The 14,461-nt window shown below is 61.2% G+C and carries 7 protein-coding genes and 7 pseudogenes; 8 read left to right on the plus strand and 6 right to left on the minus strand.

From position 1 onward, the window contains the following. The first annotated feature begins 35 nt into the window (after positions 1-35). Together L0A91_RS06375 and L0A91_RS06380 are read left to right on the plus strand one after the other, a co-directional pair. On the plus strand, positions 36-1,220 hold the full coding sequence (locus L0A91_RS06375; protein WP_235246280.1) for a CaiB/BaiF CoA-transferase family protein: 1,185 nt from the start codon (positions 36-38) through the stop codon (positions 1,218-1,220). Positions 1,221-1,248: 28 nt separating this feature from the next. Next, a pseudogene (locus L0A91_RS06380) lies at positions 1,249-2,444 on the plus strand (acyl-CoA dehydrogenase family protein). Between the two features lie 97 nt (positions 2,445-2,541). On the opposite strand, the gene L0A91_RS06385 reads toward L0A91_RS06380, so the two are convergent. Both L0A91_RS06385 and L0A91_RS06390 read right to left on the minus strand, forming a co-directional pair. Continuing rightward, positions 2,542-3,960 carry an amino acid permease gene (locus tag L0A91_RS06385; RefSeq protein ID WP_311198066.1) on the minus strand — a complete coding sequence of 473 codons (1,419 nt, stop codon included), beginning with the start codon at positions 3,958-3,960 and terminating at the stop codon, positions 2,542-2,544. Between the two features lie 257 nt (positions 3,961-4,217). After that, entirely contained in the window at positions 4,218-4,661 is a 444-nt protein-coding gene (locus tag L0A91_RS06390) for a hypothetical protein (RefSeq protein ID WP_235246282.1), read from the minus strand. A 250-nt stretch (positions 4,662-4,911) separates the two neighbouring features. Here L0A91_RS06390 and L0A91_RS19700 point away from each other — a divergent pair. The 4 genes and pseudogenes from L0A91_RS19700 to L0A91_RS06405 all read left to right on the plus strand — a co-directional run. Continuing rightward, a pseudogene (locus tag L0A91_RS19700) lies at positions 4,912-5,004 on the plus strand (DUF2752 domain-containing protein); the annotation flags it as partial. 12 nt (positions 5,005-5,016) lie between these two features. Continuing rightward, complete coding sequence (locus L0A91_RS06395; RefSeq protein WP_235246283.1) at positions 5,017-5,214, plus strand: hypothetical protein; 198 nt, start codon at positions 5,017-5,019, stop codon at positions 5,212-5,214. 40 nt (positions 5,215-5,254) lie between these two features. Next, on the plus strand, positions 5,255-5,614 hold the full coding sequence (locus L0A91_RS06400) for a hypothetical protein (RefSeq protein ID WP_235246284.1): 360 nt from the start codon (positions 5,255-5,257) through the stop codon (positions 5,612-5,614). Positions 5,615-5,659: 45 nt separating this feature from the next. Then, the gene (locus L0A91_RS06405) at positions 5,660-6,115 is read left to right on the plus strand and encodes a hypothetical protein (RefSeq protein ID WP_235246286.1); all 456 of its coding nucleotides are present in this window, start codon (positions 5,660-5,662) and stop codon (positions 6,113-6,115) included. 384 nt (positions 6,116-6,499) lie between these two features. Here L0A91_RS06405 and L0A91_RS06410 read toward each other — a convergent pair. The 3 pseudogenes from L0A91_RS06410 to nrdR all read right to left on the minus strand — a co-directional run. Then, positions 6,500-6,772: pseudogene (locus tag L0A91_RS06410) on the minus strand (magnesium chelatase); the annotation flags it as partial. Between the two features lie 99 nt (positions 6,773-6,871). Beyond that, positions 6,872-9,761 (minus strand): annotated as a pseudogene (locus L0A91_RS06415) (vitamin B12-dependent ribonucleotide reductase). 51 nt (positions 9,762-9,812) lie between these two features. Next, positions 9,813-10,285 (minus strand): annotated as a pseudogene (nrdR, locus tag L0A91_RS06420) (transcriptional regulator NrdR). Positions 10,286-10,766: 481 nt separating this feature from the next. Here nrdR and L0A91_RS06425 point away from each other — a divergent pair. Together L0A91_RS06425 and L0A91_RS06430 are read left to right on the plus strand one after the other, a co-directional pair. Next, a complete protein-coding gene (locus L0A91_RS06425; protein ID WP_235246287.1) occupies positions 10,767-11,246 on the plus strand; it encodes a hypothetical protein in 480 nt (159 codons plus the stop codon). 90 nt (positions 11,247-11,336) lie between these two features. After that, positions 11,337-12,309, plus strand: a pseudogene (locus L0A91_RS06430) (LLM class flavin-dependent oxidoreductase). Here L0A91_RS06430 and L0A91_RS06435 read toward each other — a convergent pair. After that, positions 12,306-14,393, minus strand: a pseudogene (locus tag L0A91_RS06435) (RecQ family ATP-dependent DNA helicase). The pseudogenes L0A91_RS06430 and L0A91_RS06435 sit on opposite strands and share 4 nt — an antisense overlap. Positions 14,394-14,461 lie beyond the last annotated feature (68 nt).

Below are 14,461 nucleotides of genomic sequence, written 5' to 3' on the forward strand. Positions count from 1 at the left end.
ACCACCGTCAATACCCACCAACGAAGGAGGCGGCAATGCCGGAATCCGCACGCCCGCCCCTCGAAGGCCTCATCGTCGCTGATTTCAGCCGTGTGCTGGCCGGCCCGCTGGCCACCATGATGCTTGCTGATCTCGGCGCGACCGTCATCAAGGTGGAACGTAGCGGACTTGGCGACGACACCCGAGCGTGGGGACCGCCGTGGTCATCCAGTTCCTCGTCATACTTCGACACGGCCAATCACTCCAAGATGAGCCTGGCCCTGGACTTCACTGACCCTGATGACTTGGCGGTCGCGCGCGACTTAGCTCGGCGTGCCGATGTGCTGGTGGAGAACTTCCGACCCGGGGCACTCGACGCGTGGGGATTGGGCTACGAACAATCCGTCGCTGATAACCCGGGCCTGATCTATGCCTCGATCACCGGGTTTGGCCGCGCCGGGGGTGCAGACCTGATGGGCTATGACTTCCTGGTGCAGGCCGTCGGTGGATTAATGAGTATCACCGGAGACCAAGATGGCCCGCCGACGAAGGTCGGAGTTGCCCTCGTCGACGTGCTGACCGGCAAGGACCTGGTGATCGGCGTCTTGGCTGCCTTAGCCTCACGAGGCATCACCAGCCAGGGTTGCCGCGTTGAGGTCAACCTGCTTTCCAGCCTCCTGTCGAGTCTGGCTAACCAAGCCCAGGGTTACCTCACCACCGGCAAGCCGCCCGGTCGTATGGGCAATCGGCACCCCTCCATCGCCCCGTATGAGGCCCTGCAGTGCGCTGATGGCGACCTCGCGATCGCCTGCGGTAACGACGCCCAGTTCGCCAGATTGACAACGGCCCTGCAAGCAGCGCACCTGGCCAGTGACCCGCGCTTCATCACCAACGCGGACCGAGTGGCTCACCGGGCTGAACTCATCACCGAGTTAGAGACTCGCCTCGTCGATCGGAACGCCTCAGACTGGCAAGCAGTGTTGCGTCAGGTGCGGGTGCCCGCAGGCAAGGTCGGCGATCTGGCGGATGCCTTCGCCCTCGCTCAAGACCTGGGCTTAGATCCGTGGACTAATGTCGGCGACGGACCCCGCAAAACGCCTGTCGTCCGACACCCAGTGGCCTACGACTCAGGACTGATGGCAGATGCCACTCCCCGCCCTTGCTCAATGAACATGGCGCGTTGCTCCGCAGTTGGCTGGCCAACCCGCACAGCAACGCTTCAGAACTCAAAGCTGGCTTAGCCAGCGCAAACTCAGTGAAAGGTTCGTGATGACTTCAACGTCTAAGCCACGTATCAACCCCTTGGACTTTGTCGGCATTGATGACGTCCTGACCGACGAAGAGAAGGCGATCCGCTCTGCGGTCCGTCACCTTTGCGACAGTGCTGTCGACCCACACATTGCGAAGTGGTTTGAGGAGGGTGACCTGCCGGCACGTGAGCTGGCCCGCGAGTTTGGCTCCCTTGGGCTGCTGGGGATGCACCTGGAGGGCTACGGTTGCGCGGGTATGAGCGCGGTTGACTACGGCCTGGCCTGCCTGGAGTTGGAGGCCAGCGACTCTGGCATCCGGTCCTTGGTCAGCGTCCAGGGTTCGCTGGCGATGTTCGCACTGCACCGCTTTGGCACCGAAGAGCAAAAGCAACAGTGGCTGCCTTCAATGGCTACCGGTGAATCCATCGGGTGCTTGGTCTCACTGAGCCAGACCACGGGTCTAACCCCGCAGATATGCGAACTCGGGCCCGACGCGCCGGCGCCGGCGAGGATTCCGATTGGATCTTGGACGGCTCCAAGATGTGGATCACCAACGGCTCCATCGCTGATGTCGCCATCGTGTGGGCACAAACCGAGGGCGGCATTCGCGGCTTCGTCGTCCCGACCGACAGCCCTGGATTCAGCGCGTCGGTCGTGAAGCACAAGATGTCATTGCGTGCCTCGATCACGAGCGAATTGGTGCTAGAAGGTGTGCGCTTGCCTGCGAGCGCTGTCTTGGGCGATGTCACTGGCCTGAAGGGCCCGTTGTCTTGCCTGAACGAAGCGCGCTACGGGATTGTCTGGGGCTCACTGGGCGCCGCCCGTGACTCGCTGGGCACGGCACTCTCGTATGCCGGTGACCGCGAGCAGTTCGGCAAGCCCATCAGCGGCTTCCAGATGACCCAAAACAAGTTGGCGCAGATGTCGGTGGAGTTGACCAATGGCATGCTGCTAGCGCTGCACCTCGGTCGCCGCAAGGACCTCGGCACTCTGCGGCCAGAACAGGTCAGCATGGGCAAACTGAACAACGTCACCAAGTCCATCGAGATCGCTCGCGAGGCCCGCACCATCCTTGGGGCGAACGGCATCTCGCTGGAGTACCCCGTCATTCGGCACATGAACAACCTAGAGTCCGTGCTGACGTATGAAGGCACGCCAGAAATGCACACCCTGGTCGTGGGCCAGGCCCTCACCGGGATTGCTGCCTTCCGGTAGTCCTTTCCCTGACGGCAAAGCAGAGGCCCCAATACCACGTGGTGTTGGGGCCTCTGCTTTGCGCTGTGCCCTGACCCTGCTCAGCGCGTCGTGATGGTTACTTGTCCTGCGGCAAAGTCGCTTCAGCGGAGGCGTTCTTCATGCCACGCTCCTTCGCTACCTTGACCATGTAGGCGTGTGCTTCGGGACCGGGACCAACCTTGGGCACGCGGCTCAAGAAGATGGCACCAGCAACAGTCCACACGCCGACAATGACCCACTCGTACGGCCAGACCAAAGCGGACGGCATACCGGGCAGGTAAAGAATGCCCAGACCGGTCGCGAGGATCGCGGCTGCATAGCCGGTCGCCTTACCACCGGGGGTGCGGAACGGGCGCTCCATCTCGGGCTCTTTGTTGCGCAGGATGACGAAGCTGATGGCCACCATGACGTAGCTGATGATCAGGCTGACACCACCTGCGGTTACCAACCAACCCAAGGTCGATCGACCGAAGAGCGGCGCCATGACCGACAAGATGCCGATGAAGAGCAGCGCGTTGCTAGGCGTCTTGTACTTGGGGTGCAGCTTGCCGAACCATGCCGGCAGCATGCCCGAGGCAGCCATGGCGAAGATCAGGCGGCTAGCGCCAATCAGGAACCCGTTCCAGGAGGTGAGGATTCCGGCGATACCACCGATGACCAGGACCTTGCCCATGGTGGGGCTGTTCCACAGACCGGCCATGCCGTCCGCAGCTGCCAACTCGGTGTCGGCCAGGACGTCAGGCGTCAGGCCAGCACCAACAGTGACGACGATCATGATGTACCAAGCCACTGCCATCGTGACCGACACCAGGAGCATCACGCCGATCTTGCGGTACGGCAGATTGATCTCTTCAGCGGATTGCGGGATGACATCGAAGCCGACGAACAGGAATGGCACGGCCACGAGGACAGCGATAATGCCGCCGATGCCGCCGGTGAATAGTGGCTCCATGTTGCTCACCGAGCCACCGACAAACGCGCCGGTGATCAGGGCGAGGCCAACAACCAAGAGGAAGGCCACGGCAACGGTCTGGAAAACGGCTGCGGGACGAACACCGCGGTAGTTGACGTAGGTCATCAGGATGGATGCGCCGACACCGACCGCTACCCAGGACAGGTAGACGTCATAGCCAGCAACGGTCCACAACTTCACCGCGAGCATGTCGGGGAAGAGGTACAACAAAGTTTGGGGCAGCGCGACAGCCTCGAAGGCGACAACTGAAATGTAACCAAGCACCAAGGCCCAGGAACAGATGAAGGCTGCTCGGGAGCCAATGGCTCGCAGCACGTATTGGTGCTCACCACCGACCTGGGGCATAGCGGAGACCAACTCTGCGTAGGTCAACGCGATGAGCAAGATGATGAAGCCACCGATGACGAACGCCAGGGCAGAGCCCAGCGTGCCGGCGTCACGGATGAAGTCGCCGGTCAGGACGATCCATCCGAAGCCGATCATGGCACCGAAGGCGATGGCGAGAATATCTCGGGTGCCCAAGACGCGAGTGAATTGCTCGCTGGAACCAGAAGAGTCTGAATGTGACATGTGAAGAACTGTAAAGATGACTGACAAGTAGTCCGAATTACCGCACAAGCAAGTGCTTGCGCCAGCCACGAGGCGGAGCGACCCTCGCTTTGAACTTTACTGACCCGAGAGCGGCCACTCAGCACGAATTTGGCCGGTGACTTGATCGGTTAGCACCAAACTAGCGCTGCCCAAGCTCACCTGAGGAGTGACGAATCTCACAATTACAGTCACCCGCGAAGCTTCAGAAGGGGCCAGGGCCGACAACGCCGGATCGACTTCCTGAGGGCACACCCGCGCCCATCTACGATCAAGACCAACCTTGAGATCGGCACCCGTGGAGCACCAGAGATGTTTCGCGCGGTGATCTGGAGGACAACCTCATCAGTTGTTGACACAGCGTCCGGCCGATCCACGGTCAACTCAACAACGTCGTCATACAACACCGTGTTGTCGGTCAAAGTGATCTCGGTGGCTTCGGCCAGTGAGCGTTGCAGCGTGTCGGCGTCAGCCGTAGGCACTTGCCCAGTGCAGGTCGGCTGAGCCCTCGTGGTCAGCGCTGGATCGGACTGGGGTGTGGCGTTGGTGACAGGAGCCGGGGTGGCGGTGCCCCCGTCATCGGTTGTCGAACAGGAAGCCAGCAAGATCAGCGTCGAAACCGCTGCAGTCAACATCACCCTCATCTGTTGATCATTGAGGACAACAGATCGATTGGCCACCTCAAACAAGTTCTTGTGGATGACGCACCCTCGACAAGTGAGCGCCGCTAGGCTGGAGGTGTGGGAAGCGATGTACGGACAGCCAAAGTGCGGGGCACCCGATCAGTTGATCGGCGCAGCCTCAGGCTATGGCTGGGCTGGGGCGCTGGCCTGGGGGTCGCAACCGTGATCGTTCACCTTTATGACCCCAACGTGGGTGGTAGTTATGGCCTTTGCCCGCTGCGCTGGACAACCGGCCTCTTGTGCCCTTTGTGGCGCGACGAGAGCAGTCCACGCTCTAACGCACGGCGACCTCGGTGTCGCCTGGGGGTTGAACCCGTTGATTGTCGCTGCCATCCCAACCGCCCTTGGCCTCTGCGGATATGCGCTCTGGAGAGCGATCCAGGGACAGGGAACCGACTACCTAGCGCGCGCGTCCACCTTCTGGATCGTCGTTGCGGGCTTGGCAGTTTTTGCGGTGTTGCGCAACACCGCGGTCCTTCTGCCGTACCTAGCCCCGTTGACCTAATTCTCTGGTTGCTCGGCAATCGGATCGAGATGGAGTGAACATGAGTCAACCTGCAGGCCCACCGAATCGTGGTCAGCACAGTCCTGGTCCTCAGCCAACACCGCTGTGGCAGTCGCAGAACGACGCGGGAATCATCGCGCTGATCACCGGCGTCTTAGCACTCATCATGTGCCCTGTGCTGGCGGCACCGGCCATGATCTACGGCAAGAAGTCGCAACAGGCCCAAGCAGCAGGACTAGCCGACAACGGGTCTATGGGCTCAGCCGGCTACTGGCTAGGCATCACAGCGATCATCTTCTGGGTCTGTTTCATCGCCATCTTTGTCCTCTTCTACGCCGTCTTCGGCATCGTCTGGGTAGGCATGTTCAGCATTATGGATGGCATGCCAGCCGAGCCGTAGGACCCCCAATAGACTGAACTAATCACCACCACACAAAGGACCCGCATGAGCACCCCTAGCGATGACAACCCCTACTCCTCCCCCAACCAAGACGACGAGCAGCCTACTAATCCCAACTACTACGGGCAGGAGCAGGCGAGCAACGCCGACCAGCAGTTCGGCGCGCCCCAATACGGACAGGCGCAGTACGACCAAACCCAGTACGGCCAGCCGAGCAACTACATGGCGCCAGCAGCGCCGGCCGGTAACACCTCGGGCGTAGTGGCCCTCGTGGCCGGAATCGTTGGTTTTGTCATCTGCCCGTTCGTGGCAGGCATCGTAGCCATCATTTACGGTCGCAAGTCGCAAAAACTGGTAGCGGCTGGTGAAGCGAACAATGCTCCCCTAGGCACGATCGGCTTCTGGCTCGGTGTGGTCAACGTCGTGCTCTCGGTGTTGGTTACCCTCTTCATCCTCGTCATTTTCACGGGCCTCATCGTGGCGGGTACCAGCGGCGTCTAGCCCCCGCACGTCAACGTAGTGAAGGGAGCCCGGGGCCATCACCGAGTCTGAAGAATGTCATGTGGGCGCCCAGCCTTACCGACTCGTCAAGAACTGAAGCTGTGCGAGCCAGGCTCATCGGGTGAGGCGGGTAGTCAAAGAAGGCATAGCCCCCGGATTCTAGGTGCGCAGCTGAGCGTCCAGGATGGTTCGCGGCACATTCCACGGCTCAGAATCCCCAAACTCCCGAGACCGGGAACTCCCCGTACGTTCGCAAGCGGCACCAGATTGGCTTGCGTCTCTTGCGCCCATCTTGCCGGAAAGGCGAGCAGCACCGTCACGCAACAGGGAGGTCCCGAGCTGACGGATCGCCTTCGGCGAGAGGCTCACCCGCCATCTGAGCCTCCACTCATCCAGCAGTCCAACGATGGTGTGCAGCAATCGGGTCTTACCTTGGCCCCTCTCCCCCAGCAACACGAAGTCGTGGCCAGCAAGCAATGCTCGCTCGGCTTGTGGGACAACGGTGTCTTGGAACCCATGCAGGCCACTGCCAGGGTCAAGGAAAGCACGCAAATCAGTGAGCAGGTTCTTGCGAATTTCGGCCCGGATCGAGATCAGCTCGTGCCCACTCGCACGTAGCTCACCCAGAGTTGAAGGGGTCGGGGGTGTAGTCGAAATCGCAGGTGAACTCAAAAGCCCAACCTATCTCTGAATGACGAGTGAGGGCGGGCCAACTGGCCCGCCCCTCACTCTGCTATTCCGTCAACTACCTCGTGATCAGCTGCAACCGCTGGTGTTGCCGCATCCTTCGCAGACGTAGCAGGAACCGGCCGGGCGCATTTTAGTGCCGCAGGTCATGCAGATAGGCGCATCGGCGGACGTTCCCTGCAACTGTTCCATCAACTCGGCTGACGAGTGCACCTTGGCACCAGCATCGCGTGCATCGGCTGCGCCAGCACCGGAGGAAACGACCGAGCTTTCTTGCGAGCCTTCTTGCTTCTTGGCAGCAGGCGCCGCCGACTGGCTGAAGGACTCAAGGGCCTCTTCGTAGTCGTCGTCGGTGTCAGAGTCACCGGCGACGTACGAGCCGGTCTCCAATTGACGGGCACGCTCTTCGGCGCTGTGAATCCCCATGAATGAACGAGTCTCGAAGTCCATGTAGTCCAAGGCCAACCGGCGGAAGACGTAGTCCATCAAGGACTGCGACATCCGGACGTCCGGGTCATCGGTCAGGCCAGCCGGCTCGAAGCGCAGGTTGGTGAACTTCTCGACGTAGGTCTCGAGCGGGACACCGTACTGCAGGCCTACCGAGACGGCGATCGAGAAGGCGTCCATCACACCGGCAAGCGTCGAACCCTGCTTACCGAACTTCAGGAAGATCTCGCCAAGGCTGCCATCGTCGTAGGTGCCTGCGGTCAGGTAACCCTCGGCTCCGCCCACGGCAAATGACGTGGTCTGGCTGGTGCGACGCTTGGGCAGACGCTTGCGGACGGGACGGTACTCCACGACCTTCTCGACCACGGGCTCCGCGACCGACTCGTCAGACTTCTTTTCGTCCTTCTTGCCATCCGAGAGCGGCTGACCAACCTTGCAGTTGTCGCGGTAGACAGCCAACGCCTTCAAGCCAAGCTTCCAGCCCTGGGTGTAAACATCAGCGATCTCTTCAACCGTGGCCGACTCCGGCAGGTTCACCGTCTTGGAGATAGCCCCAGACAGGAACGGCTGGGCGGCCGCCATCATGCGCACGTGGCCCATGGGACGGATCGCCCGAGCGCCCATCGCGCAGTCGAAGACCTCGTAGTGCTCAGTCTTCAGGCCGGGCGCGTCGATGACGTGGCCATTCTCGGCGATAAACTCCACGATCGCTTCAATGGTCTCGCCGTTGTAGCCGAGGTTCTTTAGAGCGCGCGGGATGGTCTGGTTCACGATCTGCATCGAGCCACCACCAACAAGCTTTTTGAACTTGACCAGCGAAAAGTCCGGCTCAATGCCGGTCGTGTCGCAGTCCATCATGAAGCCGATAGTCCCGGTGGGAGCCAGCACCGAGGCCTGAGCGTTGCGGTAGCCGTGCTTGTCACCGGTCTTGATGACGGCGTCCCAGGCCTTGGTGGCTGCCTTGTGCACATCCGTGTCGATCGAGTGCAGTGTGCGAACTTCGTCATTGGCAGCCTGGTGCTTGCGCATGACGCGCTTGTGGGCGCTCTCATTGCGGGCGTAGCCAGCGTAGGGGCCAACAACTCCAGCCATTTCAGCTGAACGCTTGTAGGCGGCACCGGTCAGCAGCGAGGTCAAAGAAGCCGCGAGTGCACGACCACCATCGGAGTCGTAGCCCAAACCGGTCGCCATCAGCAATGCGCCCAGGTTGGCGTAGCCGATGCCCAACTGGCGGTAGTTGCGCGTGGTCTCGCCGATGCTCTCGGTCGGGAAGTCAGCGAAGCAGATCGAGATGTCCATCGCGGTGATGACCAGCTCTGCGACCTTCTGGTAGGCCTCAACGTCAAAGGTGTCGTCGTCGCGCAGGAACTTGAGCAAGTTCAGCGATGCCAAGTTGCACGAGGAGTTGTCCAGCGACATGTACTCCGAGCAAGGGTTGGATGCGGTGATCCGACCGGTCTCGGGGTTGGTGTGCCAGTCGTTGATGGTGTCGTCGTACTGGATGCCCGGGTCGGCGCACCTCCCATGCTGCCGCGGTCATCTTGTCGAAGAGCTCACGAGCATCCACGGTGTCGATGACAGAGCCATCCTGACGCGAGCGCAGGCCAAACTCCTTGCCGTCTTCAACAGCCTTCATGAACTCGTCGTTGACGCGGACTGAGTTGTTGGCGTTTTGATACTGGACGGAGACGATGTCCTTGCCGCCCAGGTCCATGTCGAAGCCAGCGTCGCGTAGGGCGCGAATCTTGTCCTCTTCAGCGGCCTTGGTCTCGATGAACTCTTCGATGTCTGGGTGGTCAACATCAAGCACCACCATCTTGGCCGCGCGGCGAGTGGCGCCGCCGGACTTGATGGTCCCGGCCGATGCGTCTGCACCGCGCATGAAGGAGACCGGCCCGCTGGCCGTGCCACCGGAGGAAAGCAGCTCCTTGGAAGAACGGATGCGCGAGAGGTTCAGGCCAGCACCCGAGCCGCCCTTGAAGATGAAGCCCTCTTCCTTGTACCAGTTGAGGATCGAGTCCATCGAGTCATCGACAGACAAGATGAAGCAGGCAGAGACTTGCTGCGGGCTCTTGGTGCCGACGTTGAACCAGACTGGAGAGTTGAAACTGAAGACCTGGTGCACCAGGGCATACGTCAACTCGTGCTCGAAGATCTCAGAGTCTTCGTCTGTCGAGAAATAGCCGTTTTCTTGGCCAGCACGCACATAGGTGAGGACCACACGGTCAACGAGTTGCTTCAGACCAGCCTCACGCTCTGGGCTGCCAACAGCACCACGGAAGTACTTGCTGGTGACGATGGTCGATGCGTTCACAGACCAGAAGTCTGGGAACTCAACACCGCGCTGCTCAAAGACCGTCTCGCCAGTCTTCCAGTTGGTCTGGTGGATGTCGCGCTTTTCCCAGGTCACCTCGTCGTACGGGTGCACTCCAGGAGTGGTGAAAATGCGCTCGATGTTCAGACCCTTGCCCGCTCGACGCGAACGAGACTTTGCCCCGGTCGTTTCCGTCATGTCCTTGCTCCTTGTGTGCTGGGTGTTGCGCTGGTCGTTGATTCCAAGATGTCAGTGACCACTGACAGACCCGGATGTGTCTCGCTCAGCCCGCAATGACGTGATCGCGGCCTGGAAGTCCTCGAGGAGTCGAAAGCTTGATAAACCGAGGCGAAGCGCAGGTAGGCGACCTCGTCCAGTTGCCGTAACGGCGCCAAGATGGCCAGCCCAACCTCGTGAGCGTCAATCTCAGCCTGGCCCTGAGCCCGGATGGTCTCTTCTACTGTCTGCCCCAAACGCTGCAAATCGTCCTCGGTCACCGGGCGACCTTGGCATGCTTTCCGAGCACCGGCCAGGACCTTGTCCCGGCTAAAGGGCTCAGTTGCTCCAGAGCGCTTAGTGACCGCCAACATGGCCGTTTCGACGGTGCCGAAGCGGCGACCGCATTCTGGGCACTGCCGCCGGCGACGGATGACAGTTCCCTCTTCTTGGACACGGCTGTCCATGACTCGGGAGTCGGTGTGCCGGCAGAATGGGCAGTGCATCAAAACTCCTTCATCGTGGCGAGGTTGCTATGGGCGGAGAAACACCCTGGGGATAAATCTGGGGACTACTTGTGGATGGCTTGTGGGTGAACCCCCACCGGCTGTGCACAAGATGTGGATTAACCACAGGTGTGTAACTACTAGATATAGGAATAGTAGGCATCGTGGGCACGCGACGCAACTACAAGCACAACCTCATGGGCGTGTCGCCGCCGCGGGCCGGTGTGCTTGGCCCTGCCCGTCACAGATGACAGTACTACTGGCTAGTCACCTGACGTGGACAAAGGCTCCATCAGCACGATCATGACGCTCGCCACGGAACTGTCTATTCTCATCTTCGGTCGCTCCAGGTCTTCCCCAGCACTTGATACGGCCCTCTGTTCAAACCGGCGCGCCCAGAGGAAGGCATCTCATTCACCAACGACTCGCTGCTCGCGTTGCTCTCCTTTTCACGCTTGGCCTAGCCCTTTCCGGATGCGCTGTGCTGGAGCATGGCTCGGCCTCCATCGAGCGAGAAAGCCAGACTCAAGAGCCAGCTCGACTACTGCGGCCGAGTGAGTCGATGGATGACCCCGGCCATTTTGCTGAGCTCTACGTCAATGCCTACAACCACGCGTGGCTCACCGGGGACTCCGAGCAACTGGCTGACATGTCCTCCTCAACGTGTGATCTCTGCACGACGCTGACCGCCGCTACTTCCCACTCGGCTGGTCTGACCCAGACCCGACATGTCGCCCCGTTGGCACTTGAGGGACCGACGACAGTGACGACTGCGGGCAACTCGAGCGAAGTGACGCTGCTGCTGCGCACCATCACTCCTGGCCTTGACCTCGAGACCACCCACCTGCATTCTACAATCCACAGATCGGGCTCCGACCTGGAGATCATTGAGTTGCTGGTGACCAACGGACCAAGCATCCCCACAGGCACCCACGCTGACCGCCCGCAAGCAGTGGAATGAGAACCGCAGCGCCGTAGTTGTCGCCAGTATGAGTTCAGCCCACCAGCGTCTACCCTGTCCATTCTCGACTTGGCCCCACGATCGACCGGCATGTCGCGTGCCGAGGCGCTACAGCAGTCGCGATTCCTCGCCCAGGACGCCGACGGTTTGGGGTACTCCCGCTTCTGGGTCGCCGAGCACCACGGCACCGACACTTTCATGTCGTCTGCGACCTCCCTCTTGCTGGGTCACATTGCTGAGCACACCACCTCCATCCGCCTTGGTTCCGGCGGCGTCATGCTGCCGAACCACGCACCCCTGATGGTTGCTGAGTACTACGGGACCCTCGCGACGATTTACGGCGACAGATTCGACCTAGGGCTTGGCCGCGCCCCTGGAACGGACCCCATGACGGCAGCCGCTCTGTCGCGTGGCAATGGTGATCTGGACACTTTGCTAACGACGTCACCGACCTGGCTGGCTATCTTGGACCGCATCGCCCGGGTAGCCGAGTGCGCGCAATTCCCGGGAAGGCACCGACGTGCCGATCTGGATGCTTGGTTCCTCGACTGGAGGAGCACAGGTAGCGGCAGCCCTGGGGCTGCCCTTTGCTTTCGCCTCGCATTTCGCTCCCGATCAACTCGATCAGGCGATTGCCCTATACCGGAGCCGGTTCAACGCGCAGGCGCCAACGGCGCAAGTCAGCCAGCCGCACGTCATGGCCGGCATCAACGTGCTGGCAGCTCCCACCACCGCAGAAGCCAAGTTCCTTTTCACCACCGCTCAGCTGATGGCAGTGCGCATTCGCACTGGCCAGCCAGGTCTGCTCGACGAACCAGTGAAGGACCTCGCGGCCGTCCTGCCCGACCAACTCCTGCCGCTGGCTCAAGGACAAGCATCCGTGCGCGCCGTTGGCACCCCAGATGATGTCGTGGAGCACTTGGATGGTTTCGTTGCCGTCCACGATGTCGACGAACTCATCGTCACGACCTATACCCACGACCCGCTGATGCGTCGACGCTCTTATGAGCTCTTGGCAGACGCTTGGGTGCCCACAGAAACGACAGGCGCCCGGGCCAGTTAACCCTGCTGAGCCAACACCAGGGGAAGCACGTCCATAGCCCCAGCCTGGCGAAGCGCCCTAGCCGCGACCGTCATTGTCCACCGAGAATCCACGACGTCATCGATCAACAAGATGGGCCCTCGGGTGCGGTCAACCTCGCTGGCCAGGTCGTCCGGGACCACGATCCGATCCCACACACCAGCGAGGCGGAAAGCGCTGTTACCACCCGCTTCTCCGGTCGGCCCACCGTGCGCGTAGTCCAGCGACCCGAGCCAAGGCAGCCTGCCCAAGTTTGATAGCTGGTCAGCCAGACTGTTGATCAGCTCTGGGCGTGTGCGTGAGGGCATCGTCACGATCGCCACTGGCCGCACGTTCCAGTCCCATTGAGCCAGGACCTGGACGACCGCTTGGACCAGAGGCTGGGGAACGGGCCCGTCTTGCTGCAAGACTTCGCGTATGCGTTGCCCCCAACCCAGATCGCTAAGCCTAGCCAGCGCCCTGCCGGTGCTGAACTGCTCAGTTGGCGAAATCTTGCCTTTGATGTCAACGCCCAGTTTGGGCATGCCGGTTGGCCACTGCGCCCGCGATTCCAATCGGACACCCACCGCGCTCAATTGAGCCTGAGCAGACTCAAGCGCTGCCTGCGGCACCTCGGTGGGAAAGAATGCACCCGAGCAATTGTCACAGCGTCCGCAGGGGTCGCTGTGGTGTCATCCAGGCTGCGTTGCAAGAAAGCCATTCGACAGTCATCGGTGGCGATGTATTCCAGCATGGCTTGGGCTTCATCCGTCCGGGCACGGGCTACGCGAACATACCGATCCTTGTCATAAACCCAGGATTGCCCCGTGGCCACCCAGCCGCCGCTCACCCGATCAACGGCACCTTCAACATCAAGGACCTTCAACAACAGCTCCAGGCGGGTCCTACGCACGTCGACCAAGGCCTCAAGGGCTGGGGTAGAAAGCGGACGCCCGGCATCACCCAACGCTGCCAGGACGGCATCTGCATGCTCTTGCCGCGGCATACCCGCAGTTGCGAAGTACTCCCAAATATCGCGGTCCTCGGAGCCGGGCAGCAGAATGACGTCGGCCTTGTCGGTGGCTCGACCTGCACGGCCGACTTGCTGGTAGTAGGCCACAGGTGAAGAGGGAGCCCCGAGGTGGACCACGAAACCAAGGTCAGGTTTGTCGAAGCCCATCCCCAAGGCGCTGGTAGCGACGAGCGCCTTGACCCGGTTGTGCCGCAGTGCGTCCTCCAACTCCTCGCGCTCAGCAGGGTCGGTCCGACCGGTATAGGAGGCCACTTGCGCGCCAGCGTCTTTCAGCGCCTGGGTCACTTGTTCTGCGGCCGAAACGGTCAGGCAATAAATGATGCCGCTGCCCGGCAATTCAAACAGGTGCGCCACCATCCAGCCAATGCGTTGTTCGGGCGTGAGTCGGGGTAACGAACCCAGCCTGAGAGACGCACGAGCAAGTGGGCCACGTATTGTCTCCACCGGGCTCCCCGACGCCCAACTGCTCCGCCACATCGTGGGCCACACGCTCATTCGCCGTCGCAGTGGTCGCCAAGACAGGAGTATTAGGCGGCAGATCCGACAGGAGGGTAGAGATACGGCGGTAGTCCGGGCGAAAGTCATGCCCCCAGTCGCTGATGCAATGCGCTTCGTCCACGACGAGGAGACCAGCCCGGGCAGAAATACCCGGCAACTGCTCATCTCGGAACCGAGGATTATTGAGTCGCTCCGGGCTCACCAGGAGCACATCGACCTCGTCGTTGGCGAGGGCCTGACGGACATCGTCCCAATCAGTCGCATTGGAAGAGTTCATCGTGACCGCTCGGATGCCGGCCCGCTGCGCCGCGGCGATCTGGTCTCGCATCAGGGCTAAAAGAGGAGAGACAATCACGGTCGGCCCAAAGCCCGCAGCCCGGCGCAAGGCCGTGGCCACGAAGTACACCGCCGACTTGCCCCACCCCGTGCGCTGGACGACCAAGACCCTCGCAGCATCCTGGACGAGAGCCTCAACGGCCTCGTACTGTCCGTCACGAAACGACGCGTCAGGACTTCCTACGAGTTGTTGCAGTGCGGCGGTCGCTTCTTCCCTCATGTTGCCCACGCTAGGTGTTAGCCCTGACAGACCCGAACTGCTGTTCTTTCTTCCCCTGAGGGTGCAGC

This window comes from Ornithinimicrobium sp. INDO-MA30-4 (assembly GCF_021535045.1).
Lineage (GTDB): Bacteria > Actinomycetota > Actinomycetes > Actinomycetales > Dermatophilaceae > Ornithinicoccus.

Excerpts from the sequence above, each read along its gene's own strand:
- L0A91_RS06375 (WP_235246280.1), top strand. The coding sequence starts at position 36 with ATGCCGGAATCCGCACGCCCGCCCCTCGAAGGCCTCATCGTCGCTGAT.
- L0A91_RS06390 (WP_235246282.1), bottom strand. The coding sequence starts at position 4,661 with ATGTTGACTGCAGCGGTTTCGACGCTGATCTTGCTGGCTTCCTGTTCG.
- L0A91_RS06400 (WP_235246284.1), top strand. The coding sequence starts at position 5,255 with ATGAGTCAACCTGCAGGCCCACCGAATCGTGGTCAGCACAGTCCTGGT.
- L0A91_RS06405 (WP_235246286.1), top strand. The coding sequence starts at position 5,660 with ATGAGCACCCCTAGCGATGACAACCCCTACTCCTCCCCCAACCAAGAC.